The 26,511-nt window shown below is 69.7% G+C and carries 26 protein-coding genes; 10 read left to right on the forward strand and 16 right to left on the reverse strand.

Going from position 1 to position 26,511, the window contains the following annotated elements; translation table 11 throughout:
* Positions 1-35: 35 nt before the first annotated feature.
* Both E5S69_RS05640 and E5S69_RS05645 read right to left on the reverse strand, forming a co-directional pair.
* The gene (locus tag E5S69_RS05640; RefSeq protein WP_171514045.1) at positions 36-1,598 is read right to left on the reverse strand and encodes a formate dehydrogenase beta subunit; all 1,563 of its coding nucleotides are present in this window, start codon (positions 1,596-1,598) and stop codon (positions 36-38) included.
* On the reverse strand, positions 1,595-2,143 hold the full coding sequence (locus E5S69_RS05645; RefSeq protein ID WP_171514046.1) for a formate dehydrogenase subunit gamma: 549 nt from the start codon (positions 2,141-2,143) through the stop codon (positions 1,595-1,597). The genes E5S69_RS05640 and E5S69_RS05645 overlap by 4 nt, the downstream gene beginning before the upstream one ends.
* Before the next feature lie 161 nt (positions 2,144-2,304).
* Here E5S69_RS05645 and E5S69_RS05650 point away from each other — a divergent pair, with 161 nt between their 5' ends.
* Positions 2,305-3,417: a substrate-binding domain-containing protein gene (locus E5S69_RS05650; RefSeq protein WP_171514047.1), complete on the forward strand. Its 1,113-nt coding sequence runs from the start codon at positions 2,305-2,307 to the stop codon at positions 3,415-3,417.
* Here E5S69_RS05650 and fdxA read toward each other — a convergent pair.
* Together fdxA and E5S69_RS05660 are read right to left on the reverse strand one after the other, a co-directional pair.
* Positions 3,414-3,743 (reverse strand): ferredoxin FdxA, encoded by a 330-nt coding sequence (gene fdxA / locus E5S69_RS05655; protein ID WP_171514048.1) that lies wholly within the window; start codon positions 3,741-3,743, stop codon positions 3,414-3,416. The genes E5S69_RS05650 and fdxA overlap by 4 nt on opposite strands.
* Positions 3,744-3,883: 140 nt before the next feature.
* On the reverse strand, positions 3,884-4,351 hold the full coding sequence (locus tag E5S69_RS05660) for a hemerythrin domain-containing protein (protein ID WP_171514049.1): 468 nt from the start codon (positions 4,349-4,351) through the stop codon (positions 3,884-3,886).
* A gap of 336 nt (positions 4,352-4,687) precedes the next feature.
* Here E5S69_RS05660 and E5S69_RS05665 point away from each other — a divergent pair, with 336 nt between their 5' ends.
* On the forward strand, positions 4,688-5,335 hold the full coding sequence (locus E5S69_RS05665) for a recombinase family protein (protein WP_171514050.1): 648 nt from the start codon (positions 4,688-4,690) through the stop codon (positions 5,333-5,335).
* A gap of 61 nt (positions 5,336-5,396) precedes the next feature.
* The gene (locus tag E5S69_RS05670; RefSeq protein ID WP_171514051.1) at positions 5,397-5,870 is read left to right on the forward strand and encodes a hypothetical protein; all 474 of its coding nucleotides are present in this window, start codon (positions 5,397-5,399) and stop codon (positions 5,868-5,870) included.
* Positions 5,871-5,885: 15 nt separating this feature from the next.
* On the opposite strand, the gene E5S69_RS05675 is transcribed toward E5S69_RS05670, so the two are convergent.
* From E5S69_RS05675 to E5S69_RS05710, 8 genes are all read right to left on the reverse strand, one after another.
* The gene (locus E5S69_RS05675) at positions 5,886-6,833 is read right to left on the reverse strand and encodes a glycosyltransferase family 4 protein (RefSeq protein ID WP_171514052.1); all 948 of its coding nucleotides are present in this window, start codon (positions 6,831-6,833) and stop codon (positions 5,886-5,888) included.
* Positions 6,826-7,827 carry a glycosyltransferase family 9 protein gene (locus E5S69_RS05680; protein ID WP_236901246.1) on the reverse strand — a complete coding sequence of 334 codons (1,002 nt, stop codon included), beginning with the start codon at positions 7,825-7,827 and terminating at the stop codon, positions 6,826-6,828. Before E5S69_RS05680 ends, E5S69_RS05675 begins: the two co-directional genes overlap by 8 nt.
* Positions 7,828-7,943: 116 nt before the next feature.
* Positions 7,944-8,930, reverse strand: coding sequence for a glycosyltransferase family 2 protein (locus tag E5S69_RS05685; protein ID WP_171514053.1), 987 nt, complete (start codon positions 8,928-8,930; stop codon positions 7,944-7,946).
* Positions 8,917-10,677 (reverse strand): carbamoyltransferase family protein, encoded by a 1,761-nt coding sequence (locus E5S69_RS05690; protein WP_171514054.1) that lies wholly within the window; start codon positions 10,675-10,677, stop codon positions 8,917-8,919. Before E5S69_RS05690 ends, E5S69_RS05685 begins: the two co-directional genes overlap by 14 nt.
* Positions 10,658-11,914, reverse strand: coding sequence for a glycosyltransferase family 9 protein (locus E5S69_RS05695; protein WP_171514055.1), 1,257 nt, complete (start codon positions 11,912-11,914; stop codon positions 10,658-10,660). Before E5S69_RS05695 ends, E5S69_RS05690 begins: the two co-directional genes overlap by 20 nt.
* A complete protein-coding gene (locus tag E5S69_RS05700; protein ID WP_171514056.1) occupies positions 11,911-12,531 on the reverse strand; it encodes a D-glycero-alpha-D-manno-heptose-1,7-bisphosphate 7-phosphatase in 621 nt (206 codons plus the stop codon). The genes E5S69_RS05695 and E5S69_RS05700 overlap by 4 nt, the downstream gene beginning before the upstream one ends.
* Positions 12,528-13,298, reverse strand: a complete 771-nt coding sequence (locus E5S69_RS05705) for an SDR family oxidoreductase (protein ID WP_236901235.1) — start codon at positions 13,296-13,298, stop codon at positions 12,528-12,530. The genes E5S69_RS05700 and E5S69_RS05705 overlap by 4 nt, the downstream gene beginning before the upstream one ends.
* A 178-nt stretch (positions 13,299-13,476) precedes the next feature.
* Positions 13,477-13,995, reverse strand: coding sequence for a hypothetical protein (locus tag E5S69_RS05710; RefSeq protein ID WP_171514057.1), 519 nt, complete (start codon positions 13,993-13,995; stop codon positions 13,477-13,479).
* Between the two features lie 387 nt (positions 13,996-14,382).
* Between E5S69_RS05710 and E5S69_RS05715 the strand changes: the two genes are divergently transcribed.
* Genes E5S69_RS05715 through E5S69_RS05730 form a run of 4 tightly spaced genes read left to right on the forward strand, consistent with a single transcriptional unit; the run spans position 14,383 to position 18,421 of the window.
* On the forward strand, positions 14,383-15,654 hold the full coding sequence (locus E5S69_RS05715) for a glycosyltransferase family 4 protein (RefSeq protein WP_171514058.1): 1,272 nt from the start codon (positions 14,383-14,385) through the stop codon (positions 15,652-15,654).
* Between the two features lie 53 nt (positions 15,655-15,707).
* Complete coding sequence (locus E5S69_RS05720) at positions 15,708-16,736, forward strand: UDP-glucuronic acid decarboxylase family protein (RefSeq protein ID WP_171514059.1); 1,029 nt, start codon at positions 15,708-15,710, stop codon at positions 16,734-16,736.
* Positions 16,737-16,765: 29 nt separating this feature from the next.
* Positions 16,766-17,497, forward strand: coding sequence for a PIG-L deacetylase family protein (locus E5S69_RS05725; protein WP_171514060.1), 732 nt, complete (start codon positions 16,766-16,768; stop codon positions 17,495-17,497).
* Between the two features lie 3 nt (positions 17,498-17,500).
* Positions 17,501-18,421 (forward strand): glycosyltransferase family 2 protein, encoded by a 921-nt coding sequence (locus E5S69_RS05730; RefSeq protein ID WP_216621243.1) that lies wholly within the window; start codon positions 17,501-17,503, stop codon positions 18,419-18,421.
* A 21-nt stretch (positions 18,422-18,442) separates the two neighbouring features.
* On the opposite strand, the gene E5S69_RS05735 is transcribed toward E5S69_RS05730, so the two are convergent.
* Positions 18,443-21,136 (reverse strand): ABC transporter transmembrane domain-containing protein, encoded by a 2,694-nt coding sequence (locus E5S69_RS05735; RefSeq protein ID WP_171514061.1) that lies wholly within the window; start codon positions 21,134-21,136, stop codon positions 18,443-18,445.
* Between the two features lie 205 nt (positions 21,137-21,341).
* Between E5S69_RS05735 and E5S69_RS05740 the strand changes: the two genes are divergently transcribed.
* Positions 21,342-21,956 (forward strand): UdgX family uracil-DNA binding protein, encoded by a 615-nt coding sequence (locus E5S69_RS05740; protein WP_171514062.1) that lies wholly within the window; start codon positions 21,342-21,344, stop codon positions 21,954-21,956.
* 4 nt (positions 21,957-21,960) lie between these two features.
* On the opposite strand, the gene E5S69_RS05745 is transcribed toward E5S69_RS05740, so the two are convergent.
* Entirely contained in the window at positions 21,961-22,242 is a 282-nt protein-coding gene (locus E5S69_RS05745) for a hypothetical protein (protein ID WP_171514063.1), read from the reverse strand.
* Positions 22,243-22,491: 249 nt separating this feature from the next.
* Here E5S69_RS05745 and E5S69_RS05750 point away from each other — a divergent pair, with 249 nt between their 5' ends.
* Entirely contained in the window at positions 22,492-22,875 is a 384-nt protein-coding gene (locus tag E5S69_RS05750; RefSeq protein WP_171514064.1) for a hypothetical protein, read from the forward strand.
* 20 nt (positions 22,876-22,895) lie between these two features.
* Complete coding sequence (locus tag E5S69_RS05755; RefSeq protein WP_171514065.1) at positions 22,896-23,660, forward strand: SDR family NAD(P)-dependent oxidoreductase; 765 nt, start codon at positions 22,896-22,898, stop codon at positions 23,658-23,660.
* 90 nt (positions 23,661-23,750) lie between these two features.
* On the opposite strand, the gene sodB is transcribed toward E5S69_RS05755, so the two are convergent.
* Complete coding sequence (gene sodB, locus E5S69_RS05760) at positions 23,751-24,332, reverse strand: superoxide dismutase [Fe] (RefSeq protein WP_012351891.1); 582 nt, start codon at positions 24,330-24,332, stop codon at positions 23,751-23,753.
* A 199-nt stretch (positions 24,333-24,531) separates the two neighbouring features.
* The gene (gene xseA / locus E5S69_RS05765) at positions 24,532-25,917 is read right to left on the reverse strand and encodes an exodeoxyribonuclease VII large subunit (protein WP_171514066.1); all 1,386 of its coding nucleotides are present in this window, start codon (positions 25,915-25,917) and stop codon (positions 24,532-24,534) included.
* Between the last annotated feature and the right edge of the window lie 594 nt (positions 25,918-26,511).

Raw genomic sequence — 26,511 nt, forward strand, 5'->3', positions numbered from 1 at the left:
GGCGGTTTGTCTCCCGTGTCTCTGCTGGACCTGGCTCAGGCGGCCCTGGCCGGATTGGATACGAGGCCGAAGTCCTCGGGGAATTCGTTCAGCGCGGACAGCACCGGGTACGGCGTCATGCCGCCCATCGCGCACAGCGAGCCGTTGAGCATGGTGTCGCACAGGTCGCGCACCAGCTTGACGTGCCTGACCGGTTGCTCGCCGGCGATGATGCGGTCCATCACTTCGACGCCGCGGGTCGAGCCGATCCGGCACGGCGTGCATTTGCCGCACGATTCGATGGCGCAGAACTCCATCGCGTAGCGCGCCTGCTTCGCCATGTCGACGGTTTCGTCGAATACCACGATGCCGCCGTGGCCGACCACGCCGCCGAAGGCGGCATAGGCTTCATAGTCGAGCGGCACATCGAAGCGCGACTCGGGCAGGTAGGCGCCCAGCGGCCCGCCCACCTGCACCGCGCGGATGGCGCGGCCGCTGCGCGTACCGCCACCGTAGTCGACCAGCAGCTCGCGCAGCGTGACGCCGAACGCCTTCTCCACCAGCCCGCCGTGCCGGATATTGCCGGCCAGCTGGAACGGCAGCGTGCCGCGCGAACGGCCCATGCCGTAGTCGCGGTAGTACTGCGCACCGCGCGCCAGGATGACCGGCACGGTGGCCAGCGAAATCACGTTGTTGATCACCGTGGGCTGGCCGAACAGCCCTTTCAGCGCCGGCAGCGGCGGCTTGGCGCGCACCACGCCGCGCCGGCCTTCGAGGCTCTCCAGCAGCGCGGTCTCCTCGCCGCAGACATAGGCGCCCGCTCCCTTGCGCACCTCGAGATGGAAGCGCCTGCCGCTGCCGCGGATGTCGTCGCCGAGCCAGCCGGCGGCGCTGGCAATGCCCATCGCGCTTTCCAGTACCGCGATGGCGTGCGGATATTCGGAGCGGCAGTAGATGTAGCCCTGCTCCGCGCCCACCGCCAGCCCGGCAATGGTCATGCCTTCGATCAGCATGAAGGGATCGTCTTCCATCACCATGCGGTCGGAGAACGTGCCCGAGTCGCCCTCGTCGGCATTGCAGACGATGTACTTCACCGCTGACTGCGCACCGAGCACGGTCTTCCACTTGATGCCGGTCGGGAACGCCGCACCGCCGCGGCCGCGCAGGCCGGAGTCGGTGACCTCCTGCACGATCCCGGCCGGCGTCATCGCCAGCGCCCGTTCCAGGCCGACGAAGCCCTCATGCGCGCGGTAGTCGTCGAGCGACAGCGGATCGGTGATGCCGACGCGGGCGAAGGTCAGGCGCTCCTGCCGTTTCAGGAACGGGATCTCCTCGGTCAGGCCGTGCCGCAGCGCGTGCACGCCGCCCTGCAGCAGGCCCGCATCGAACAGCCCCGGCACGTCGGCCGCGCTGACCGGCCCGTACGCCATGCGGCCAGCGGCGGTCTGCACCTCGACCAGCGGCTCCAGCCAGAACATGCCGCGCGAACCGTTGCGCACGATGCGAACCGGCTCGCCACGGGCCTCGGCTTCGCGCGCGATGGCGCGCGCAACGTCATCGGCGCCCAGCGCCAGCGCGGTGGAGTCGCGCGGCACGAAGATGGTGGTGGTCGGGCTCATGCCTGGGCCTCCGCGTTGGCCGGGGATGTGGTAGTGGATGCGCGCAAGGCGCGCACCAGCGTATCGAAGCGCGCGGCATCGACATACCCGTGCAGCTGCTCGCCGACCATTACCGCCGGTCCGCAGGCACACTGGCCCAGGCAATAGACCGGCTCAAGCGTCACCTGCCCGTCCGGGCTGGTTTCATGGAAGCTGCAGCCCAGCGCGCGCTGGGCGTGCGCGGCCAGCGCCTCGGCGCCCACGGCCTGGCACGCCTCGGCGCGGCACACCTGCACCACATGCCGACCGGCAGGCTGCTGGCGGAAGTGATGGTAGAACGTGATCACGCCGTGCACCTCGGCGCGCGACAGGTTCAGCGCGCGGGCGATCAGGGGCACGGCGGTGTCGGGGATAAAGCCCTGGGTGTCCTGGATCTCATGCAGGATCGGCAGCAGGGCACCCGGCATGTGCTGGCGTGCCGCGACGATGCCGGCAATGCGCGCGGCAGCGTCGGGGGCTGCCGGGGCACCGGCTGCACCCGGTGCGTGGGGGGCAATATCTGGCATGGCGTCTCCTGTGAGGGCTCGCCAGGACCGGCGGCAATGCCTGCCTGGATCCCGCTTATATGCTATTTTTTTCCTATTTCCGAGCTACCGGATCGCCGTTTCGCCCGTTAGGCGGACTATATGAGAGTGACAGCGACCGTTCAATAAGCTATTTTCTACATATGCTTCGTATCTCGATCCAACCCCACTTGCAGATCCGCGACGACGCCCATCCGGGCGGCGAGCCGCTGGACGTGTCCCGGCTGGTAGCCCTGCTCGGCCATATCGGGGAATCCGGCAGCATCAGCCAGTCAGCGCAGGCGGTCTCGCTGTCGTACCGCTATGCCTGGGGCATCCTGCGCGATGCCGAGGCGCTGTTCGGCGGCCCGCTGATCGACAAGACGCGCGGTCGCGGCAGCGCGCTGACGCCGCTGGCGCAGCAGCTGGTGTGGGCCAGCAAGCGGATCGGCGCGCGGCTGTCGCCGACGCTGGACAGTCTCGCGTCCGAGCTGGAGATCGAGCTGAAGAAGCTGATGGCCCAGCCCGAGGCCACCGCGCGGCTGCATGCCAGCCACGGCTTCGCGGTGGCGGCGTTGCGCGACTTCCTCGACGAGCAGCAGGTGCGCCACGACCTGAAGTACTGCGGCAGCGTCGAGGCCGTGGCAGCGCTGGCCGAAGGCGCCTGCGACATCGCCGGCTTCCATGTGCCGGTGGGCGAGTTCGAGCACGGCATGTGGCGCCACTTCACCACCTGGCTCAAGCCCGAGACCCATTGCCTGGTGCATCTGGCAGTGCGCAGCCAGGGGTTGTTCGTGCGCCCGGGCAACCCGCTCGCCATCCATACGCTCGAAGACCTGACCCGGCGCGAAGTCCGCTTCGTCAACCGGCAGGTCGGCTCGGGCACGCGGCTGCTGCTGGACCTGATGCTGGCGGCGCGCGGTATCGACGCCGCGCGCATCGAGGGCTACAGCAATGGGGAGTTCACCCACGCCGCGGTGGCCGCGTACATCGGCAGCGGCATGGCGGACGTGGGCTTTGGCGTGGAAACCGCGGCGCGGCGCTTCGGGCTGGCCTTCGTGCCAGTGATCAAGGAGCGCTACTTCTTCGCGATCGAGCGCGCCAAGCTGCGCAGCGCGGCGCTGGCAGGTGCGGTCGGGGCCCTGACCAGCGAGGCCTTCCGCCAGCGCGTCAATGCGCTGCCCGGCTATGACGGCACGCTGACCGGAACCGTGCAGACCTTGCCAGAAGCGTTCCCGAACTACCGTGACAACTACAGCGATACGCCGCCGCGCTAGCGCCGCAGCAACGACAGGCGCTCAGGATGGCCGGCCCACTGCTCATGGCCATCGATCGGCCCCTTGGCCTTCAACAGCGGCAGCCAGTCCGGCCGCCGCGACAACTCGGCATTGAGCGCGATGAAATGGCGCTGGTGTTCCGGTACATCATGCTCGGAATAGATCGCGCCGACGGGGCACAACGGCACGCACAGCGAGCAGTCGATGCATTGGTCGGGATCGATTGCAAGGAAGTTCGGCCCTTCATGGAAGCACGACATCGGGCAGACTTCGACGCAATCGGTATGGCGGCACTGGATGCAGGCATCCGTCACGACAAAGGTCATGGGGCAGTCACGGGACGGCAGGAAATCAGGGCGTGATGTTAACGCCCGGCCGGCGCCCGTGGGAGGCACCGGCTTGTGCGAGTCCTTCAAATCCGCTGAAGCGGCGGGGCGCCGCGCACGCCCCGCCCGGCAACGCGGCGTCAGGCGGTCTCGCGCATCAGCTCTTCCTTGCGCGCGGCCATGGCCTGCGCCACGTCGCGCAGGTTGATCTTTTCCTTGATCACGTTCTTGAACAGCTCGCCTTCCTCTTCCTCGATGTGGTGGGAGACGTATTCCGACAGCACTGTGTAGTTGGCCTCGAGCATGTCGCCGGCCGGATCTTCCTCGATCGCGGCGATCAGGTCCTTGGCCACCTGGTGCTCCACCTGGGCTTCGTCGAGCATGTCGTCGATCTCGTCGCTGACACCCCGCAACGCCGGATAGAAGATTTCTTCCTCGATGGTGGCATGCACGGTCAGCTGGTGGCACACCTCGAGCGCGATCGATTCCTTCTCGCCGCGGTCCTCGGTGTCCTTGAACGCCTTGAACTGCTTCTTCGCTGCACGGTGATCGTCCATCAAGGCACCGAGGGCCTCGGCCTGGTCTGCGGGGATCTTCGACTTGTCCACGGTTTTCTCCTGGTGGGGAGCCGGCACTCCGGCTTCGCCCCGGAACGCAGGCAGGTTCCGTGCCCGCGCCGCATCAGCGCGGCGGCGCGCACACGGCGAGCCGGCCTGCCAGTCATTGCAATTCCTGCGCGAAGCCTTGTAATTGTGCCCGCGGCGGCGCGTGAGGCAACGCCCGAAGTCCCGCATCGCGTTGCCGCGCCGGTATCACGTTGCGCCGGCCAGGCCATGCGCCGCGACGCGCGGCATGAAAGTTGCGGCAGGACCCGCAAGCCGGAACAGACCCTCTGTCCGAACCGCCATCACCAGCGTGCGGCGTCCGCGCCGTCCGACACCATCATGCCGACCACCTTCCTCTACTCGAATTGCGCCGATGCCGTGTCGGCGGTCCAGGATGAACTGCAGGGCGCCAGCGCCGCCGGCTATGGCATCGACCCGCAACACGTCTTCTGGGAAGCCGCGCCGGCGTCGGTGGCGGCGTTGCAGCGCCCGCGCCTGCGCGCGCTGCAGCACCAGGTGCAGGCGGGCGACGCGGTAGTGGCGCTGCGCCTGTGCAGCCTGGGCTGGAGCGTGCCCGAAGTGCTGGCCACGGTCCGGCGCTTCCGTCTGCTGGGCGTGGCGCTGTACTGCGTGCAGCTATCGCGCGACGACCTGGCCAACGCAACACCGCCTGAAGCCGTCGAGGTGTTGCGCGCGGTGGCCGCGCTGGAAGGCGCGACGCGCAGCGTACGCGTGCGCGAGAGCTTGGCCGCGGCCAAGGCCATGGGGCGCCAGGTCGGCCGTCCGCCCAAGCACACGCCTGAACAGCGCCATGCCATCCTGAGCGCGCTCGCCGCGGGGTATTCGGTCAGCGAGACCGCGCGGCGCTTCAGCACGTCGCGCCAGACCGTGCTGCGCATCCGGGCCGCCGAGCCACTGGCGCAGCCCGCGGCGGCCGTCGCCATGGCCGACGCCGAAGAATCCGTCCCCGAAGCGGCCACGGAATGAAAGCCGCGGCTGTCACGTGCTGGGTGGTCGTGTCGCGCCCGGCTGCGCCAGGCTGTCCGTCATGACCGACCGCTCGCCCAACGCCACGCCCCTGCCTGCGGCACTGGTCGATGCCGCGGCAACGCCCGCCGTGCCCGCGACGTCCGCTGCATCGGCAACGCACGAGGCAGCGTCTCCCACCCGCTTTGCGCGGCCCACCATGCTGCTGGAAACGCTGCTGGCGACGCGGCTGGAATTGCTGAGCCGCGACCACGCCTGGCCCCCGCATACGCTGGCGCAGCGGCGCGCCGTGCTGATGCGCTTGTGGGAGCAGCGCGCGCCCGGCCTGTTCGAGCAAGGCGGCACCGCCGACAGCATCGCGCGCTGCCTGCAGGCGGCCTTTGACGAGGCTGCCGCCGGGCGCAGGCTCGAAGCGGCGCTGCATTTCAAGCGCGCATATTTCCTGGTGTGCTGCACGGCATCGTCCGGCACCCGCGCACGGCTGCACGGCAGCCACGATGGCGGCCACGGCGGCAACCACGGTGAGCCGGGTTAGCCTGCAGGTATCGGTTCACGCGCAGAGCGCGCGCAAGGTCTCGTCCCACTCCGCGACGAAGCGGCCGATGCCGAAGCGCTCGCGCGCCACCCGGCAGCCACGCTCCCCCCAGACCCGCGCCAGTTCAGGATCGTCGAGCAGTTCGCGCATCACGCTGACCAGCACATCGAGGCGCGTATCGACATAGCCGTTGTTGCCGCTCTGGATCACCGTCGCCAGCTCGGTGGTGGCCAGCCCTACCACCGGCACGCCCAGCATCATTGCCTCCACCACCGCCAGCCCCAGGCTGGTGTAGCGGATCGGGTTGAAGAAGAAGCGGTAGCGCGCGATGAACGCCGCCAGTTCGGGGTTGGGCACCTCCCCCAGCCCGCCCGCCTGCTGCGCCGCCATGCCCACCAGGTCCAGCGGCACCTGCTCGCGCACCCGCGCGAACAGGTCGGCGCCAAGGCGACGGCCGCGCCGCGACAGGTTGTTGACCACGCTGATGCCGCGCGCCAGCTCACCGCTGTAGCGCACCGCCTCGTCGACCAGCACGCCGTGCTCGATCACGCGGCACGGGGTGACGCCGCTGTCCCACATCAGCGCATTGAACGGCGTCACGTGTACCAGCAGCATCGACGGGTCCTGCACCAGATGGCGCGTGTTGGTCGGATGTTCCTGGGGCGGGTCGTGCTCGAGGTAGATCGCTGGCAGCGCGCGCTGCGCGGCACTCAGCAGCGCGACCCGGTCGTGCGCGTAATGGTCGCGATGCTGGTACAGCACGCAATCAAAGCGGCCGGCCGGGACGGCGTCGTAAGGCACCTCGTGCACGTTGGCGCCCCACGGCAGCGCGCCCCCGGCGCCGGCATAGCCCGGCGTGCCGTCATCGCGCGTAACCAGGTACAGGTCGTGCGGGATCTGCGACAGGTAGTACAGGTAGTTCCCGTGCACGTGCCAGGTCAGGATGCGCAGCCGCCTAGCCATGGCCGCGCCCCTGCTGCGCCAGCGCCAGCGCGGCCTCGACCACGCATGCCACGCTGATATTCGACGCGCACGGGTGCCCCGCGACCGGGCAGCGCTGGTGCATGCACGGACGGCATGCCGGCTGGTCGGCCAGCACGCGGTGCAGCGTGGTGTCGAGCGGTGCCCAGCGCGCGCTGTCGCTGCCGCAGGAAACCACCACGCTGGGCGTGCCGACCGCCGCGGCGATATGCGAGGCGCCGGTATCGTTGCACAGCAGCAGCCGCGCATCGCGGATTAGCGCGGCCAGCGTGCCCAGCGCGGTCTGCCCGCACAGGTTGACCACCGGCTTGCCGACGCGCCGCGCCAGCTGCGCCACCAGCGCAGACTCGTCGCGGCTGCCAGTCAACACCACCTTCCAGTGGCGCCGCAGCGCGCGGCCCGCCTCGGCAAAGCGCTCCACTGGCCAGCGCCGCGACAGCATGCGCGCGCCGGCGTGCAGGCAAACGTATTCGCCCGCCACCAGCCCGTGCTCGGCCACCAGCAGCCGCCAGCTGGCATGGTCGATCGGACGCAGCGGAAACGCCAGGCTGCGGTCCGCGCACGGATAGCCCAGCACCTGCATCAGCGCCAGCAGCCGCTCCACCTCGTTGCCCTGCGGCCAGGGCACCAGCACGCCGGCGCGATCGCAGCGCGCCGCGGCGGGATCGGGGCAGAACCCGGCCATGCGCTTCGCGCCCAGCCGCTGCACCACGTCGTTGGTCAGCGCGCCGCTGCCGTGCAACTGGATCGCCAGGTCGAAGCGCGCGGCGTGCGCAGCGGCGTAGAACGGGCCCGCCGCGGCCTCTGCGCACGGTTGCTCGGGCATGCCCGGGGCGCCGGGAAAGACCATCAGGTCATCCACCAGCGCGCTGAAGCGGGACACGAACTCCTGCGCCCACGGCAAGCCGATCAGCGTGATGCGGGCCTCGGGCTCGCCGGCGCGCAGGGCACGCAGCGCCGGCACCGCGCACAGCATGTCCCCCAGCTGCAGCGCGCGGAACACGGCGATGCGCCGCGCGCGCGCCGGCGCCGCGCGGCGCCGCTGCGGCGGCTGTGACAGCGGCAGGGCCTTGACCGGTTCGACGCAGGCGCTCATAGGAACACCACCCGGAACGCCAGCGCGCCGCGCAGCCGCCAGTACAGCGACAGCGGCGGGATCAGCATGGAGGTGACCGCCATCTCGGCGACGTGGGCCGGCGTCAGCGCGGCGCCGCGCAGGCGCTGTACGCAGAATGCCGTGGTCAACCCCAGCCATAGCAAGCCTGCCGCCGCGGCCAGCACGGGTGCGCCCGCCAGCCACGCCGTGGGCGCGGCCAGCAGCGCCAGCATCGTCAGGTAGTAATGCCATGGCGGCACGCGCCGGATGCGCTGCCGGTACAGGCGCGGGTGCTTCTTGTACAGCAGCGCGTCGAAGTACACCTTGGCCTGCGCCGCCATGCTGCTGCCCCATGCGGCCGGCCGCACCGGATGCGCCACCACGGCCGCCGGCGCACGGCCGACCGGGCACACCTGCTCGATCAGCCGGAACTGCAGGTCCGAATCCTCGCGCCACGCGCGCGTGAAGCGCTCGTCGAAGCCGCCGATGCGCTGCAGCGCGTCGCGTCGGACGAAGCAATTGGCGGTGACGAACTCGGCGTGCGCGAGGCCGCCGGTATCGCGCTCGTGGTCGGTGGGCCGGGGCGGCAGCGGCACGAACACCGTGCCCGCCACCGCGCAGCACTCCGGCTGGTCCGCCAGCGCGGCGCAGCCCGCTTCGAGCCAGCCGGGATCCGGAACGGTGTCGTCGTCGGTGAACGCGATCACCGGCGCGCGCGCGCGGCGCCAGCCGGCGTTGCGGGCGCCCGAGGGCCCCTGCGTTCCCGGCACCGGCACATAGCGTAGCGCATGCTGCGGATGCTGCGCGGCCATCAGCGCCACCAGCCGTTCAATGCGCGCCTCGCAGCCGTCGTCGGCGACGATCACTTCATACGCGCACGCGGGCAGGCGCTGCGCGCACAGCGCCTGCAGGCAGCGCGCCAGCAGCGCCGGACGTCGCCAGGTGGGAATCACCACCGAGACCAATGGCTCAGCCCTGTCCATGGGAGCCTCCGGTGGCGGGCTTTTCCAGCAAGAACGGGCCGATCACCAGCGCGTCCAGCGGCGAGGTCCAGAAGCATTCCACCGCATCGCGCGGCGTGCAGACGATGGGCTCGCCGCGTGTGTTGAACGAGGTGTTGACCAGGATCGGCACGCCGGTGCGACGCTCGAACGCGGCCAGCAGGTCGTAGTAGGCGGGATTCTGCTCGCGGCGCACGGTCTGCACGCGCGCGGTGCCGTCGACGTGGCAGACCGCGGGGATGCGCGGCGCCTGCTCGGGTCGCACGTCGTAGATAAACAGCATGAACGGCGCTTCGCCGCGGCCGGGCTTGGCCGCGCTGAACCAGTCCGGGGCGCGCTCCTGCATCACCACCGGCGCCACCGGCCGGAAGTCTTCGCGGTCCTTGATCTGGTTCAGCCGCTGCTGCATGCCGGGATCGATCGGCGAGGCCAGGATCGAGCGCGCGCCCAGCGCGCGCGGGCCGAACTCCATGCGGCCCTGGAACCAGCCGATGATCTTGTTCTGCGCCAGCAGCTCGGCGGTCTCTGCGGCGAGGTCATTGAGCCGGCGGTAAGGCAGCCTGGCCCAGTCGAGGAAGGCCGCGATTTCGTCCTCGTCATAAGCCGGCCCGAGGTAGGCATGTTCCATCGACCAGTGCCGCGCCGGCCGTCCCCTGTGCACGAAGTCGGTCCACAGTGCCGCGCCCAGCGCGGTGCCGGCATCGCCGGCGGCCGGCTGCACCCAGACCTCGTCGAACGGGCTCCGGTCGCGCACGCGCGCGTTCATCACGCAGTTCAGCGCCACGCCGCCGGCCATGGCAAGCTGCCGTTCGCCGGTGGTTTCTGCCAGCCACGTGGTCATGCCGACCACGGTTTCTTCCAGCACCTCCTGCAGCGAGCGCGCGATATCGAAATGCGCGGCGCCGAAGGCCTCGCCGCGCTGGCGCGGCGGCCCGAGCAAGGCGGCCAGGTCGGCATGCGCCACGCGGTAGCCGCCCTCGGCATCGCGCCGGACCATGTCGCGGAACACGCCCAGATGCGCCGGCTGGCCGTATGAGGCCAACGCCATCACCTTGTACTCGTCCGACGAATGCAGGAAGCCGAGGTGGCGGGTGACGCGCTCATACAGCAGGCCTAGCGAGTCCGGCAGGTCGATCTGCTTGATGCGCCGATAGTCCTTGCCGTCGAACACGCCATAGCTGGTGGTGGCGCGCTCGCCGCGGCCGTCCATGGTCAGCACCGCGCAGCGCGCGAACGGCGCCGCCAGGAAGGCGCTGGCTTCATGCGCCATGTGGTGCTCGACAAAATGCCAGCGGAACGGCCCGTCATGCGTCACGCCGCGAAAGCGCGCGGCCAGGTGATGCGGCGCGCCGCTGGCCAGCTGCCGCGGCGCATTGACCACGTAGGAAAGGAACAGCGGATCCCACGGCGACTCGTGCCCGGTGGCCGCGCCCTGTGCCGACGGCTCCAGTGGCAACGTCACGGTGGCGTCATGCCGGCGCGCCCCGAGCATCAGCGCGGGATCGTACGAGTAGGCGACGTGGTCGACGTCGCGCAGCACGATGCCGGCTTCGCCGAGGCAGTAGTCGATCGCGTGGAACGGCAACTCCCACGCCGTGAACGGAACCGGGCGCTTGCCGTGCTTGATATGCGTGAAGCGCTCGTCCTCCGCGGCGGCGACGACCTCGCCATCGCGCACCAGGCAGGCGGCGGAATCATGGTAGGCGGCGTTAATGCCAAGGGTGTACATGGGCGGCCTCGTCGTGAGGAACAGGGTTGGTCGATCCGGCGTCCGGAATCGCCGGCGCGGTATCGGGGCGGGCCGGCGCCGCTGCGGTGCCCGCGTGCGGCATGCCGGCGCCGGGCCACGGCAGCTCGACCGCGGGCATGCCGTCGGCATTGCCGCCCAGCAGCGCCAGCGCGGCCTGCACCGCGTGCGCGGCCGGCACGTCTTCGAGGCAGCGATGATGTCCTTGCGGGCACAGGCTCTTGTAGCAATAGCGGCACGGCACGTCGGCAAAGAGCGTGCGGTGCGGCACCTGCCACGGCGTGTGCTGCGGATTGGTCAGCGCGTACAGGTCTACCACCGGCGTGCCCAGCGCGGCGGCCAGGTGCACCGGCCCGGTGTTGTTCGAGACCATCAGGTCGGCCGCTTCCAGCAGCGCGCCCATCTCGCCCAGGCGCAACGCGCCGGCCAGCGGCACCACGCGCGCGTGGCCGGCGGCGGCGCATACCGCGCGCACGATGTCGCGCTCGGCGGCATCGCCAGTCACCAGCACGTGCGCGCCGGCCTTTACCGCGAGCGCGTGCGCCACCTGGGCAAAGCGCGCGGGGGGCCAGCGCCGTGACGGCGCGCTAGCGCCGGGATGCACCACCACCACGGGGCCGCTGCGGCCCGCGCGGATGGCAGCCAGGCGCGCGGCCACCGCGGCGCGGTCAGGCGCCAGCACCCGGAAGCGCAGGCGCGTATCGCGCGCGATCGCCCCGACATGCGCGACCAGGTCCAGCTGGCGCTGCGTCTCGTGGCGCGGGCGCGGTCCCGGCTGCGTGCCCGGCTCGGTATCCGGCACCCAGTCGCTCAGCAGCGTGTACGGATTCTCGCGGCAGCACGCCAGCCGCAGCGGAATGCCCGCGAGCGCGCACAGGATCGCGGCCGGCAACGGGCTCTGGCTGTAGACGGTGAAGATCACGGCCGCATCGAAGCGAAAGCGCGCCAGCCAGCGTGCGCACGCGGCAATCTGCGGGCCTGGCGCGGGCGCCGCATGGGCTTCGCCGTGCCTGGCCCATGGCGCATCCCAGGGCAGAACGCGGCTGACCATCGGCAGGTGCGGCGCCAGCCCCGCCGCGCTGTGCGAGGTCAGCAGCGTCAGGCGCCGTTCCGGCAGCGACTCGGCCAGTGCCTGCATGGCCGGCGTGCTCATCAGCACGTCGCCCATATTGTCCAGGCGCACGCACAGCACGCTGCGCGCGGATTGCCAGCCGCTCATGGCGCCTCCGCGTAGCGTTGGGCCGCGGCGCGGGTGCGGGCGACGACTATGCGCGCAGCGGCATCGAGCGTGGGCACCACGTAGTCCGCCTGGCGCGCGGGCGACATCTGCCATTCGGTCTCGTTGCCGCAATCGACCAGCACGGTGCTGCACCCCGCACGCTTGCCGGCCTCGACGTCATTGAGGATGTCGCCGATCATCCATGAGCGCGCCAGGTCGAGCCGCAAGGCCGTGGCGGCCTGCAGCAGCAGTCCCGGCATCGGCTTGCGGCACAGGCATGCGCGCGCATAGGACACCACCTGCCCCGCGGGATGATGCGGGCAGTAAAGGAAGCCGGCGAGCGCGGCACCGTGCTCGGCGAACATGGCCGCCAGCCGCTCGCGCACTGGCGCGAGATCCGCCTCGGTGTGCATGCCATGGGCCACCCCGGGCTGGTTCGTCACCACCACCAGAGGCAGGCCCAATCCGCCGAACAGCCGCAGGGCGGCGCCGGCGCCGGGCGCCAGCCGCATGCGCGCCGGATCCACGTTGTAGGGAACGTCGTCCAGCAGCGTGCCATCCTTGTCGAGCAGCACGGCGGCGCTGAGCGCGCGCCCGGGCACGATCGCGGCGCTCATGGCCAGGAGGTCTCCTTCATGGGCAACACCATCACCTCGGGAATCACGGTCTCTTCCGGCTGCGTCAGCACGAAGCGCACCGCGTTGGCGACGTTGGCCGGATCCTGCAGGTTGCCCTGGTCGATATCCGGAAAGCGGTCGAGCAGGAACGGCGTGCGCATGCCACCCGCCACGATCGCCGACACCTTGATACCGTGCGGCCGCAACTCCGCATGCAGCGCATGCGAAAAGCCCAGCAGGCCCCACTTGGTGGCGTGGTAGGCCGAGGCATTGGGCCACGCACGCTTGGACGCGGTCGAGGCAATGTTGACGATGTGCCCCCCGCCCTGCGCCTTCAGCAGCGGCACGGCAGCATGCGCCATCAGGTACGGACCGTACAGGTTGACCATCAGCACTTTGCGCCAGGTCTCGGCATCGACCTCGTCCACCGGCAGCGTGATGTCAATGGCAGCGTTGTTGACGATGCCGTCGAGGCGCTCGCCGCGCGCACGCACCGCCTCGAAGGCGGCGCGCACGGAAGCGGGATCGGCGACATCCAGGTGCAGCGGCCACGCGTGCGCGCCGGCTTCCGCCAGCCCGCCGGCGCTGTCGTGCGCCAGTTGGTCGTCGATATCGGCCACGATCACGGCCGCGCCGGCCGCGCTCAGCGTGCGGCAAATGGCGGCGCCCAGCCCCCTGCCCGCGCCACTGACCAGGAAAGTGCGGCCCTGCAGCGGCATGGCGGCCTCGGTGTGCGCGGCAGGGCGGGGCGGATGCGAAGTTTGCATGGTGGGTTCCTTGGCCTTGGGTGTGTGGTGGACGGTGATTCGGACAACAAACGGACATCAGCGCTGGTGCCCTGGCGGTGGCGGCATGCTGCGTTCAGGGCAGGCATCTCTTCGTGCGCAGGCTTGCTGTCGGTGCGAAATGTGTGCCAACAGTCAGGCGAAGCCGCGCGCGCCGCCATCAGCCGGGCGGCTGGGCTCGCACGCAAGCGCCTTGCGCCACGGCCCGCAGCAGCATCGCCACGCAGCCGGCAAAGGCCTCGTCGTACCAGGCGTTGGCACCGCTCACCGCCACCACGATGCCGTCCACCACCACGGCCCCGCCAAGCAGCGTGTCATCGCTGCGCAGCCGGTGCGGGCTGCAGTGCACGACCTGCGCGCTGGCCATGCCGGTGCGCCAGCTGAGGCTGGCCTTGGCGCGCGCATAGCGGCTGTAGTCCGCGTCCCAGGCCTCGCGCGACGGCAGCGAATGCTCATAGAGGATGGCTTCCTCGAAGGCGCAATCGCCGGGCTGCAGCGTCGGATCCATCACGACCACATGCATGCAGCCGCTTTCGCCGACGGCCTGGTCGCACAGCGAAGCTTGCAGCATCGGCAACGCCAGTTCGACCGCGCGCCGCGCCGCGGCAGGATCGCTGAACCGGCTTGCGCCGGCATGGGAGGCGCGGGGCGCCTGGCCCGCTTCAGGGTTGAGTGGCATGGGCAGCTCCATCGAGGGTTGGCACCGCACGCCGCGCCGGCATCGCGTGCAGCGCGGCTTGCATCGGAGCCATCGACCCAGCAAACATCGGGCCGGTTGCAAGCCTGCGCTGGATGCGCTCGCCAATGAAAGATCCGTACGCGCAAATTACAAAGCGGCGGCGTAAGAATGACCAAAGCGGGCCGAGAACGGGCGGGTGCGTCTTCTTCGCAATGCGGGAACCCGTACGACGAAAGAAGCGTTATATCGCCTCTCCATCGGTTCCCTCGTCCAATGAATTTTTTCGCCTGAATTGCGGCAGTTGCGGATGGCACGCTAGCTGCAAGAGCCACGACCTCCCAGCCCGCCCGCGTTCGCGGGCACGGCCACAAAATACCGGAGCCCACCATGCGCAAGATCGCGCTGATCAGCGAACATGCCTCGCCACTCGCCAGTGTCGGCAGCACCGACTGCGGCGGACAGAACATCTATGTGGCGCATCTTGCAAGGCAGCTTGGCAGCCGCGGCTACCAGGTCGATGTGTTCACGCGGCGCGATAAGGCGCTGTTGCCCGAGGTGGTGGCGTTCGCACCCAACGTGCGCGTGATCCACGTCACCGCCGGGCCTCCGGTGCAGATCCCGAAGGAACAGCTGCTGCCCTATATGGAAGACTTCGGCGCGTTCCTGGCCGACTTCGTGCGGCGCGATGTCACCGGCTACGACGTGCTCCATGCCAACTTCTTCATGTCCGGGCTGGCGGCGCTGCGCGCCCGCCACGCGCTCGGCATCCCCCTGGTGATGACCTTCCACGCGCTGGGCAAGGTGCGCAGGTTGCACCAGGGCAGCACCGACGGCTTCCCCGACGAGCGCTTCGAGATCGAGGACACGCTGGTGCGCGAGGCCGACTGCGTGGTGGCGGAATGTCCGCAGGACCTCGACGACCTCGTCAATTTGTACAGCGCCGACCCCGCGCGCGTGCAGACCGTGCCGTGCGGCTTCGACGCCGCCGAGTTCGCGCCGGTGCCGCGTGACGCGGCGCGGCGCGCACTGGGCTGGCCGCAGCCAGGGTTCCGCGTGCTGCAGCTGGGCCGGCTGGTGCCGCGCAAGGGCATCGACAACGTGATCCGCGCGCTGGGCTGCCTGCGCCGCGACACCGACCTCGATGCCACCTTGTACGTGGTGGGTGGCAACGCCGAGCAGCCCAGCGTGCAAGCCACGCCGGAGATCGGCCGGCTGCAGGACGTGGCCAGCGCCGAGGGCGTGGCGGACCGCGTGGTGTTTACCGGCCGGCGCGGGCGCGACACCCTGCGCCTGTTCTACAGCGCCGCGGATGTCTTCGTGACCACGCCGTGGTATGAGCCTTTCGGCATCACGCCGGTGGAGGCGATGGCGTGCGGCGCACCGGTGATCGGTGCCGACGTCGGCGGCATCCGCTCCACGGTGGTGGACGGGCACACCGGCTTCCTGGTGCCGCCCAAGGCGCCGGCGGCGCTGGCGGCGCGGCTGGCGCAGCTGGCCGCGAATCCCGCCCTGGCGCGCCAGTTGGGCGAAGCCGGCCGGCGCCGCGCGCAGGCGCATTTCACCTGGGCCGGCGTGGCCCGGCAGATGGAAGCGGTCTATGCGCGCGTCTGTGCCGGCGCCCCGGCGCTGCAGGGAGCGGCCGGCCGTGCCGCGGCCTGAGGCTGGCGGGAAATGCAAGCCAGCCAGTGCAAGCCAATCGAAGGAGAGCGGAAATGAAGGAAAGCGATCGCAAGCGCATCCTGGTGACCGGTGGCGCGGGATTCCTCGGCTCGCACCTGTGCGAGCGGCTGGTGCGCGCCGGGCAGGACGTGCTGTGCGTGGACAACTTCTACACGGGCACCAAGGAAAACATCGCGCACCTGCTCGGCCGGACCAATTTCGAGCTGCTGCGCCACGACGTCACCTTCCCGCTGTACGTGGAAGTCGACGAGATCTACAACCTGGCGTGCCCGGCCTCGCCGGTGCACTACCAGCACGATCCGGTGCAGACCACCAAGACCAGCGTCAACGGCGCCATCAACATGCTGGGACTGGCCAAGCGGCTCAGGGCGCGCATCCTGCAAGCGTCCACCAGCGAAGTCTATGGCGACCCCGAGCACCATCCGCAACAGGAAGGCTACTGGGGCCACGTCAATCCCGTGGGCATCCGCTCCTGCTACGACGAAGGCAAGCGCTGCGCCGAGACCCTGTTCATGGACTACCACCGCCAGCACGGGCTGGACGTGCGCATTGCGCGCATCTTCAACACCTACGGGCCGCGCATGCATCCCGCCGACGGCCGGGTGGTATCGAACTTCATCACCCAGGCGCTGGCCGGGCAGCCGCTGACCGTGTACGGCGACGGCGCACAGACTCGTGCCTTCTGCTATGTCGACGACATGGTCGACGCGCTGGTCCGTCTGATGGAAGCGCCAGCGAGCGGCACGCCGGTCAACCTGGGCAACCCGTGCGAGACCACCATGCTGCAGATTGCGCAGGCGGTGCTGCGCGCCACCGGTTCCCAGTCGGCCATCGAGATGCGCCCGCTGCCGGCCGACGACCCGCACCAGCGCTGTCCCGACATCACGCTGGCGCGCCAGTTGCTGGGCTGGGAGCCGCACACCGCGCTGGAAGACGGCCTGCGCCGCACCGTGGATTATTTTGCCGCGCGGCTCGCCGCCCAGGCGCATGCCGCCGGTGCGCCCGGCAACGTGGTGCCGGTGTCGGCCACCGCGCGCGAAGCGCGTGCCGCGCTCAGTTGACGGCGTGCCGGAGCGCGCGAGGGGGCGGCATGGGCACGGCGCTGGTGGTCGATCTCGCCGCCGCGGTAACCGTGGTCTCGCCGCACCTGGACGATGCCGTGTTCAGTTGCGGCGGGCTGATCGCGGCCGCGCGCGCGGCGCGCGTGGTGACCGTGTTCGCGGGCGTGCCGCCCGCGGACCTGCCGGCCCCCGACTGGGACCAGGCCGCCGGCTTTGCCAGCGCCGAACAGGCGGTGCTGTCGCGCCGGCGCGAGGACAACCACGCGCTGACCATGCTGGGCGCGCACGCGGTGTGGCTGGACTTCTGGGACAGCCAGTATGGTCGCCGCTACACCCCTCAACAGCTTGCCGACGCCCTGCACACCGTGCTGCTGACGCAGACCGAGGGCGTGGTGGTGGCCCCCCTCGGGCTGTTTCATTCCGACCATGCGCTGGTGCATGATGCCTGCCGGCTGCTGATGCTGGCCGCGCCCGCGCACGGTCCGGCGTGGAGCACACCGCCCGTGCAGTGGCTCTACTACGAGGACGCGATCTACCGCCGCATGCCCGGCCTGCTGCAGCAACGGCTGGCGCAATGCCGGGACAGCGGCCTGTGCGCCACGCCGGTCAACCTGCCGGTGACGCAGTACCTGACGCAAAAGAGCTACGCGCTGAACGCCTATCAGAGCCAGCTGCAGCTGTTCAGCGAAGACAAGCTCTGCGACCTGTGCGCGCCCGAGCGCTACTGGATGCTGCAGCCGGCCGGCGCCGACCCTGCCTGAGCCATGCCTACCCCAAAGCCGATACCAGCCAACGCTCCCCCGGCCCGCCTATCCGCGCGCGCCGACCCTTGCGACATCAGCGTCGTGGTGCTGACGCATAACCGTCGCGATACGGTGCGCACCGCGCTGGCGCGCCTGAGCGCGCTGCCCGAGCGCCCGCCCATCGCGGTGGTCGACAACGCCTCGGACGATGGCACCGCGGCCATGGTGCGGCGCGAGTTTCCGCACGCGGCGCTGCTGTGCAGCGCGTGCAATCTCGGCGCGGCCGGCCGCAACCTCGGCGCGGACTGGGCCCGCACCCGCTATGTCGCCTTCTGCGACGACGATTGCTGGTGGGCGCCGGGATCGCTGTCGGCCGCCTGCGCGATGTTCGAGCGCCATCCGCGCGTTGGCGCGCTGACGGCGCGCATCCTGGTGGGCGAGCATCGCGGCGAAGACCCGACCTGCGCGCGCATGGCGGCCAGCCCCCTGCCCTCGGCCATGCTGCCCGGCCGCGCCATCCTGGGCCTGATGGCGGGCGCCACCGCATTCCGCACCGATGCGTTCCGGCAGGCCGGCGGCTACCATCCGCGCTTCTTCCTTGGCGGCGAGGAAACGCTGCTGGCGCTGGATCTGGCCGCGCATGGCTGGCAGCTGGTGTATGCGCCGCAGCTGGTGGTGCACCACCATCCCAGTCCGCTGCGCAACCCTGCGCAGCGCCGCTCGCTGCTGGCGCGCAATGCCATCTGGTCCGCCTGGCTGCGCTTGCCGTGGCATATGGCGCTGGAAGAAACCGCGGCGGCCTTGCCGCAGCTGTGGCGCTGCCAGGGATGGCGCGGCGTGGCCGAAATGCTGGGCGGCATGCCGTGGGTATGGCAGGAGCGGCGCGTGATCCCGCCAGAGGTGCTGACATTGCGGCGCCGGCTGCGCGAGCCGCGCGCCTGAGGCGCGGCCGGCGCGGCCGCGCTACGCCTCCTGCGTCGAGCGCACCGCCAGCGACCGGATCGCCGCCACCAGCTCGCCCACCCGCACCGGCTTGGACAGGTGCAGCTGGAAACCCGCCATCAGCGCACGCATGCGGTCCTGGGGCTCGGCGTGCCCGGACAGGGCGATCGCCGTCATGCGCTTGCCCAGCGGCACCTGCATCTGCGCTTCCAGCCGCCGCACCCGGCGCAGCACGGTGTAGCCGTCTTCCTCGTCGAGCGCGAGGTCGCACAGCAGCACCTGCGGCCACTGGCCCGGATGCGTGCCCGCCAGCAGCGCGATCACGTCGTCGCCGCGCTGCTGCGCGATGGCATGGGCACCGTAGTCTTCCAGCGAGGCGCTGAGCACCTCGCGCGTGGGCTCGTCGTCGTCCAGCAGCAGCACACGCAGGCCCTTGAGCGCCTGCGCATCCGGCGCCTCGGGCGCGGCCTCGGCGGTTGGCTGCGCGGCCGGGGCGCGGCGTGGCTCGGCTTCCTGCACGGCGCGCATCGGCATCAGCAACTGGTAGGCGTGCGCCGACCCGTCGGCAGCCAGCGTGACGCCGTGCTCGGCCAGCCACTCGTGCAGGCCCTGCACATCCGGCAACGGCAGTTCGCCCGGCGTGGAAGACAGCCGCAGGCCGGCCTGGCCGTCAAGCCGCTCGAGCCGCAACTCCAGCCGCCCGCCCGGCTCGATGGTGGCGATCATGTGCTGGCACAGCTCCCAGATCGCCTTCTGCAGCACGCCGGGGTCGCCGGTGACGCGCAGCTCCGACTCGCTCTGCACCGTGAACAGGTTGATGTGGCGCTCGGCAATCAGCTCGCGCAGCCCGTCGACCACGCTCGCGACCAGGATCTCGAGCCGCACCGGCTGCAGCGCCAGGCGCCGCTCGGCGCGTTCCAGTTCGCGCTGCTGCTGCTGCAATTGCCACATCTGCGTGTAGATGCCGCCACGCTCCAGCAGCGTGGCGTGGTTGCCGTCTTCGACGATGCGGCCGTGCTCCATCACCAGGATGCGGTCGGCATCGACGATGGTCGAGAGCCGGTGCGCGATGATCAGCGCGGTGCGTCCGCGCGCCACTTCGGACAGCTCCTGCTGGATCGCGCGCTCCGAGCGCGTGTCCAGCGCCGAGGTGGCCTCGTCGAAGACCACGATCGGCGGGCGCTTCAGCATCGCGCGCGCAATCGCCACGCGCTGGCGCTCGCCGCCCGACAGGCGCACGCCGCGCTCGCCCACCTGGGTTTCATAGCCGTCGGGCAGCCGGTCGATAAAGGCGTCGAGTTGCGCCGCGCGCGCCGCGGCGACGATGTCGGCGCGGGTGGCGCCTTCGCGGCCATAGCCGATGTTGTAGGCGATGGTGTCGTTGAACAGGATGGTGTCCTGCGGCACGATGCCGATCAGTTCGCGCAGGCTGCGCTGGGTCACCAGGCGCAGGTCCTGGCCGTCGATGCTGATGCTGCCGCTGTCGGGCTGGTACAGCCGGAACAGCAGGCGCGCCAGCGTCGACTTGCCCGAGCCGCTGCCGCCCACCACCGCCACGGTCTGCCCGGCCCCGGCACGGAAGCTGACGTCCCACAGGGTCTGGTGGCTGGGGTCGTAGCTGAAGTTGACGCCGTCGAACACGATCTCGCCGCGGGTCACGCGCAATGGCCGCGCGGCCGGTGCGTCGCTGTCCTCGCCGGGCTTGCCGTGGGCATCCAGCAGCGCGAACAGCCGCTCCACGTTGGTCATGGCGTCGTTCGACTCGCGAAAGATGAAGCCGAGCGTATTCAGCGGCAACACCACCTGGATGATGTAGGCGTTGATCAGCACCAGGTCACCCACCGACAGCGAGCCCTGGATCACCCGTTGCGTGGCCAGCAGCATCACCGCGCCGACGCCCACGGCAATGCACAGGCTTTGCCCGATATGCAGCGCCGACAGCGCATACTGGTTTTCCACGCTGATGCCGACCCAGCGCTGCAGCATCCCGGACAGCCGCCGGGTTTCAAAGGACTCGCGCGCGAAGAACTTGACGGTGTCGTAGTTGAGCAGGCTGTCCACCACCTTGCTGTTGGTGGTCGCTTCCACCGCATTGACCTCGCGCTGCACCCGCATGCGCCGCTGCGTGAAAACGTAGGTAAAGCCCGCGTACAACACGAACACGCCCAGGATGATGGCAGCGAAGGCCGCGCCATAGGCGCCGATCATGATGGCCAGCACCGACACGATCTCCATCAGTGTCGGCACAATGGTGAAGACCGCCACGCCGAGCAGGAAGCCGATCGCCGCGGTACCTTTCTCGAGGTCGCGGATCACGCTGCCGGTGGCCCGCTGCGCGTGGAAGCGCGCGCCCAGCGCATGCAGGTGCGCAAAGGCGCGTTCCATGAAGCCCGCCACCGTGCTCTGCGTCACATAGGCAAAGACCACGTCGCGCAGCTCGCTGAAGGCGTTGCCGAGCAGCCGCAGGATGGCATAGGCCAGCACCAGGAACACCGGCATGGTGACCAGCCCCAGGCGCGCCGCGTCGGTGCCGGCCGCGGCCGGCGTAACTTCATCGACCACCAGCTTGAGCATCAGCGGCACGGCCACCGCGCAGGCCTTGGCCAGCAGCAGCAGGGACACCGCGACCAGCACGCGGGCGCGGAAGCGCCAGATCGCGCGGAACAGTTCCGCGGCGATGCGGCGGCGGGAAGCGGGGCGGATGGTCTGGGGCATGCGCGCGGATCAGGCGTCAGGCGTTTGGTGCAGCAGGCAAGGCTCCCGGCGCGGTGGCGTGGCCGCCGCGGGGTCTTGGGGCAAGGCAAGTTCCATACCGATGACCATGCGGCGCGGGCGGCTCGCAGCGCGCGCGCCGCCATGGCGCGGAACGTGCTGCAAACCGGCAGCAGCGCCTGCACGCGCTGCGCCATTGCCATCCGCCATGCCCGAGCGAAACAAGCCGCCTGTCAGCCGCGGCGAACTGAACGAATGCCGGCGCTGCCCGTTGTGGCGCAACGCCACCCAGGGCGTGCCCGGCGCCGGCGCGGTCCACGCGCGCATCATGCTGGTGGGAGAACAGCCGGGCGCGCAGGAAGACCTGCAAGGCTCGCCTTTTGTCGGGCCGGCCGGACATCTGCTGGACGAAGCGCTGCAGGCCGCTGGCCTAGACCGCGACAAGCTCTTCATGACCAATGCGGTCAAGCATTTCAAGTTCGAGTGGCGCGGCAAGCGCCGGCTGCACAAATCGCCGGCGCAGCAGGAAATCGAAGCCTGCAACCTCTGGCTGGAGCGCGAGCTGGAGCAAGTGCATCCCACGGTCGTGGTGGCGCTGGGCGCCACCGCGGCGCGCGCGGTGCTGGGCCGCAAGAGCGTGACGCTGGCGGGCATGATGGAGACACCGGTAGAGCATGAGGGGCGGCTGGTCATCGCGACCTACCACCCCTCTTTCGCCCTGCGCCAGCGTAGCGACGAGGCGCGGGCCGCCGCCTTCGACCGCATCGTGCGCAGCCTGCGTGCCGCCGCGCGGCTGGCGCGCGGCGGCACGCAGGCCGGCTGATTGGTCAGGACCGGTTTACGGTCGGCGGTGCGTCGGGATCGCGGCTGCCGGGATCGTGCAGGTCACGCGAGCCGACGCCGGGGGGCGTTTCGCCCTTGCCGGGCGGCGGCGCCTTCGGCTTCTTCGGTTCGTCCTTGCGGTGTGATGCGGCATTCTCCCAATCGGCCCGTGCGCGTTCGCGGGCGCGCTGGTTATCCGCCGCGTTTTCCTTCAGTTCACGGTCATCCAGGCCCTGGCGCCGGTCGAGCGAAGGGTTGTTCGACGTATCGTGCTTGCTGTGCTTCATGGCGCCTCCGGTAATACCGGCTGCAAGTGCCGGCCATCACCAGGATGCGCGCAAGCTTCGTTCCCACCGTGGCGCCACGCCCGTGCGCGGATCCGGCCGCCGCGCCGTGCCGCTTGCTTGTAACAACCGCCGGCGCTTGTAGAAAGTGCTTTGCGCCGGGCCGCAGCCCCGCCCGGAGCGGCAGCGCGCGGGTTGGCCCGGCAAATGCTTTTCCCGTACCACATGCCCGCGTTCACCAGGAGAATCCAGATGCGATCCACGATCCCACATGCGGCAGCGCTCGTGCTGCTATCCGCGCTGGCAGGGGCGGCGCCGGCACAGCCGGCCGATACCGGCGTGCGTACCGACAAAGGCCCCAAGGGCAGCCAGACCATTCCGCCGCCCGGTGCGAGCGCCACGCCGGGCAGCACGCCGGGCGCCACGCCGACCAACCCCGGTGGCCTCGCCAAGGATCTCGGCGACGTCCCCAAGGAACCGCACACCGCCGGCGGCCTGCCCGGCCGCGACAAGCCCAAGCCGGCCTCGGAGAGCGCCGGCAAGGCCGACCGCGACGGCCTGCATGGCAAGCCGCGCAAGGGCACCGGCGGCGCCTCGATCGACCAGACCCGCGTGCCGGATTCGAAGGCACGCTGAGCCCCGTCAGGAGCGGAACGATGGCACGATTTGCTGACAAGGTAGTGATCGTCACCGGCGCCGGTTCCGGTATCGGCGCGGCCACCGCGCGGCGCTTTGCCGACGAAGGCGCCAGCGTGGCGCTGGCCGGACGCACGCGCGACAAGCTCGACAAGACGGCCGCCAGGCTGCCCTCCGACCGGTGCCTGGTGCAGGTGACCGACGTGGCGCAGTGGCCGCAGGTGCAGGCATTGGTCGAGGCCACGCTGCAGCGCTTCGGCCGGCTCGACGTGATGGTCAACAACGCCGGCGTGGCGGTCGAGGGCCGCATCACCGAGGCCAGCCTGGAAGACTGGCGCCAGGTGATGTCGATCGACCTCGACGGCGTCTTCCATGGCTGCCGCGCGGCAATGCCCGCGTTGATGCAATCGCGCGGCTGCATCGTCAACGTGTCGTCGGTCTCGGGGCTTGGCGGCGACTGGGGGCTGTCGTTCTACAACGCCGCAAAAGGCGGCGTCAGCAACCTGACGCGGGCGCTGGCGATGGACTACGGCCGCGACGGCGTGCGCGTGAACGCGGTATGCCCGTCGCTGACGCGCACCGGCATGACCGAGGACATGTTCGGCGATGAAGCGCTGCTCGAGCGCTTCCGCGACCGTATTGCCCTTGGCAGCACCGCCGAGCCCGAGGATATCGCCGCGGTGATCGCCTTCCTCGCCAGCGACGATGCGCGCTTTGTCACCGGCGTGAACCTGCCGGTCGACGGCGGCCTGATGGCTTCGAACGGCCAACCGCACCAGGCCTAGCGCCGTTAACTCCGGCAGGGTCGCAACGCCGAAGGCGGGCAACAAAAAAGGGCCTGGCGGCCCTTTCCTGCACTGCGGACGATCCGTGGATCAGCCAGCGAAGTTCTTGCCGGCGAAGTCCCAGTTCACGACATTCCAGAACGCCTCGACGTACTTCGGGCGGGCATTGCGGTAGTCGATGTAGTAGGCGTGCTCCCACACGTCGCAGGTCAGCAGCGGCTTGGCGTCGGTGGTCAGCGGCGTGGCGGCGTTGGAGGTGGACACCAGGTCCAGCGAGCCGTCGGCCTTCTTGACCAGCCAGGCCCAGCCCGAGCCGAAGGTGCCGACGGCAACCTTGGTGAACTCTTCCTTGAACTTGTCGAACGAGCCCCACTTGGCGTTGATGGCATCGGCCAGAGCACCGGTCGGCTGGCCACCACCGTTGGGCTTCAGCGAATCCCAGTAGAAGGTGTGGTTCCACACCTGGGCAGCGTTGTTGAAGATGCCGCCCGACGACTTCTTGACGATCTCTTCCAGGGTCGCGTTCTCGAACTCGGTGCCCTTGATGAGGTTGTTCAGGTTGGTGACGTAGGTCTGGTGGTGCTTGTCATGATGGAACTCCAGCGTCTCCTTGGAGATGTGCGGAGCCAGGGCATCATGCGCGTACGGCAGCGGGGGGAGCTTGTGTTCCATTGTTCTGTCTCTGTGGGTTGGGGTTGTGGGTCCGGAATTGCCGATTGTAGGGGACTTGCAAGACCCGCGCAAACCGCGGCGCAAAGCCCCCTGCTCCGATGTTAGTTTGTCCGCGCGCGGCTTTCCGGGAGATTTCCGTGCCGTCTCTCGGGCGCCGGCAAGACACGAATGGGAGGCGTTCCCGGCGCCGCGCGGCGGCTCAGAATTCCGGCAACTTGGCCTGCACGCCGGCGATCGCCAGGTCGGCCACGCCCTCGGCCAGGTGCGCTTCGATTACGCTGCCGGCGCGGATCTCGGCGGGCGCGCGCAGCGCGCGGCCGCGCTGGTCCAGCAGCACTGCATAGCCGCGTTCCAGCGTGCGCTGCGGCGCCAGCAGTTCCAGCGCACCAGCGCTGCGCGCCAGGCGCTGGCCGGCCCGTTCATGCTGGCGCAGCGCGGCTGCCTGCAGCCGTTGCCACAGGCGTGCCACGCCGGCGTGCGCAGCGAGGGCGTCGGGGCGGCATGCGCGCCAGCGCATTGCCAGCAACTGCTGGCGATGCCGCTGCGACACCACGGTGTCACGCAATGCCGATCGCAAATGTCGCGCCAGATTGTCGACCTGCGCGCGGCGCTCCTGCAGTTGCGCCTGCGGGCTGCGCACGCGCCGGGCCAGCCAGTCGAGGTGTTGCGCGCGCAGGTCCAGTCCACGCCGCAGGCATTGCCTCAGCGCATCGCGCGCGCGCAGCGTCTGCGCGAGCAGGTGCGCGCGATCCGGACTGACCAGCTCGGCCGCGCCGGTGGGCGTCGGGGCGCGCACGTCGGCGACAAAATCAGCAATGGTGAAATCGGTCTCGTGGCCGACGCCGGAAACCACCGGCAGCGTGCAACGCGCGATGGCCTGCGCCACCACCTCTTCATTGAACGACCACAGGTCTTCGATGCTGCCGCCGCCGCGGCACAGGATCAACACGTCGCACTCGGCGCGCGCCGCCGCGGCATCGAGCATGTCGGCAATCTTCTGGGCCGCGCCCGCGCCCTGCACCGGTACCGGATAGACCACCACCGGCACATGGGGGGCGCGCCGCCGCAGCGTGCTCAGCACATCGCGCAGCGCCGCCGCCTGCAACGAGGTAACCACGCCGATGCTGCGCGGCTGCGTCGGCACCGGGCGCTTGCGCTCGGGCGCGAACAGTCCGGCTTGCGACAGCTTCTCCTTGAGCCGCAGGAAAGCTTCATACAGGTTGCCGAGCCCGGCGCGGCGCATGGCTTCCACCCCCAGCTGCAGTTCGCCGCGTGCCTCGTACATCGAGACCACGGCGCGCACTTCGACCGCCTCGCCCTCGCGCGGCTGGAAGTCGACATGCTGGTTGCGGCCGCGGAACATCACGCACCGGATCTGCGCCCGGGCATCCTTCAGCGAGAAATACCAGTGACCGCTGGCAGCGCGCGTGAAATTCGAGATCTCGCCACGTACCCACGCGAGCGGAAAACTGCGTTCCAGCACGCGCGCGATCGCGTGATTGAGTTCGCCGACAGGGATGACATCGCGACCGCTGCGCGGCGCGGTGGAGGAAGGGTCACGGGAAAAATTCGGCAGGTCAGGCATGGGGCACCCGCTGGCATGCGGCGTAGATCAGACATGTCCACAGCATAACCGCTCTGTCAAGGGGGTCGCACTGATGGCGGCCGGCTTCCCTGAAAGCCGCATGACTTCGTGCAAGCCTTTGATTCTTATGCGGTTTATGGGTACAACAAAAATTAGGCAATATAACCATTTCTCTTTTGCATCAACCACTTACAAGGGCGGTGGCAGGCTTGTTCACAAAGTTATCCACAGCTTCTCTGGATAAGAGATGCCTCTCTATTCACTTCTGGCCGCCGCGTGGCCTGTAGCCCGCATCGTTCGGGCGCCCAGGCGCCTCGCCCTTCGCACCTATGGCAGAGCCCGCCTGGCGCGGCGCTTGAGCCGGTTTCATGCTGCGATTGCACATTTTCGCAGCATCCCTTGAAAACCCTCTCGAAATCAACAACTTGTGATCCTTCTCCCGGATTTGTCCACAGGCCATCCACAATGCTCTCCCTCGCTACTGTGGACAAACCCCGATTTTGACGGTGCCACCTCGCCACAGTGCCGGGGCGCAGCCTATACGCCCGTTTGCCCGTTTTTTAAGCAATGGAATGGACTGCCTTTCGAATCAAG

This window comes from Cupriavidus necator (genome assembly GCF_013141915.1).
Taxonomy (GTDB): Bacteria; Pseudomonadota; Gammaproteobacteria; order Burkholderiales; family Burkholderiaceae; genus Cupriavidus; species Cupriavidus necator_B.

Coding starts and splice junctions, on each gene's coding strand:
- E5S69_RS05730 (WP_216621243.1), top strand. CDS start 17,501: ATGCCTACCCCAAAGCCGATACCAGCCAACGCTCCCCCGGCCCGCCTA.
- E5S69_RS05715 (WP_171514058.1), top strand. CDS start 14,383: ATGCGCAAGATCGCGCTGATCAGCGAACATGCCTCGCCACTCGCCAGT.
- E5S69_RS05725 (WP_171514060.1), top strand. CDS start 16,766: ATGGGCACGGCGCTGGTGGTCGATCTCGCCGCCGCGGTAACCGTGGTC.
- E5S69_RS05685 (WP_171514053.1), bottom strand. CDS start 8,930: ATGGACAGGGCTGAGCCATTGGTCTCGGTGGTGATTCCCACCTGGCGA.
- E5S69_RS05745 (WP_171514063.1), bottom strand. CDS start 22,242: ATGAAGCACAGCAAGCACGATACGTCGAACAACCCTTCGCTCGACCGG.
- E5S69_RS05710 (WP_171514057.1), bottom strand. CDS start 13,995: ATGCCACTCAACCCTGAAGCGGGCCAGGCGCCCCGCGCCTCCCATGCC.
- E5S69_RS05695 (WP_171514055.1), bottom strand. CDS start 11,914: ATGAGCGGCTGGCAATCCGCGCGCAGCGTGCTGTGCGTGCGCCTGGAC.
- E5S69_RS05675 (WP_171514052.1), bottom strand. CDS start 6,833: ATGGCTAGGCGGCTGCGCATCCTGACCTGGCACGTGCACGGGAACTAC.
- E5S69_RS05735 (WP_171514061.1), bottom strand. CDS start 21,136: ATGCCCCAGACCATCCGCCCCGCTTCCCGCCGCCGCATCGCCGCGGAA.
- E5S69_RS05755 (WP_171514065.1), top strand. CDS start 22,896: ATGGCACGATTTGCTGACAAGGTAGTGATCGTCACCGGCGCCGGTTCC.
- E5S69_RS05650 (WP_171514047.1), top strand. CDS start 2,305: ATGCTTCGTATCTCGATCCAACCCCACTTGCAGATCCGCGACGACGCC.
- E5S69_RS05750 (WP_171514064.1), top strand. CDS start 22,492: ATGCGATCCACGATCCCACATGCGGCAGCGCTCGTGCTGCTATCCGCG.
- E5S69_RS05670 (WP_171514051.1), top strand. CDS start 5,397: ATGACCGACCGCTCGCCCAACGCCACGCCCCTGCCTGCGGCACTGGTC.
- E5S69_RS05740 (WP_171514062.1), top strand. CDS start 21,342: ATGCCCGAGCGAAACAAGCCGCCTGTCAGCCGCGGCGAACTGAACGAA.
- E5S69_RS05720 (WP_171514059.1), top strand. CDS start 15,708: ATGAAGGAAAGCGATCGCAAGCGCATCCTGGTGACCGGTGGCGCGGGA.
- E5S69_RS05645 (WP_171514046.1), bottom strand. CDS start 2,143: ATGCCAGATATTGCCCCCCACGCACCGGGTGCAGCCGGTGCCCCGGCA.
- E5S69_RS05680 (WP_236901246.1), bottom strand. CDS start 7,827: ATGCTGTGCGCGGTGCCGGCGCTGCGTGCCCTGCGCGCCGGCGAGCCC.
- fdxA (WP_171514048.1), bottom strand. CDS start 3,743: ATGACCTTTGTCGTGACGGATGCCTGCATCCAGTGCCGCCATACCGAT.
- E5S69_RS05705 (WP_236901235.1), bottom strand. CDS start 13,298: ATGCAAACTTCGCATCCGCCCCGCCCTGCCGCGCACACCGAGGCCGCC.
- E5S69_RS05700 (WP_171514056.1), bottom strand. CDS start 12,531: ATGAGCGCCGCGATCGTGCCCGGGCGCGCGCTCAGCGCCGCCGTGCTG.
- E5S69_RS05690 (WP_171514054.1), bottom strand. CDS start 10,677: ATGTACACCCTTGGCATTAACGCCGCCTACCATGATTCCGCCGCCTGC.
- sodB (WP_012351891.1), bottom strand. CDS start 24,332: ATGGAACACAAGCTCCCCCCGCTGCCGTACGCGCATGATGCCCTGGCT.
- E5S69_RS05665 (WP_171514050.1), top strand. CDS start 4,688: ATGCCGACCACCTTCCTCTACTCGAATTGCGCCGATGCCGTGTCGGCG.
- xseA (WP_171514066.1), bottom strand. CDS start 25,917: ATGCCTGACCTGCCGAATTTTTCCCGTGACCCTTCCTCCACCGCGCCG.
- E5S69_RS05640 (WP_171514045.1), bottom strand. CDS start 1,598: ATGAGCCCGACCACCACCATCTTCGTGCCGCGCGACTCCACCGCGCTG.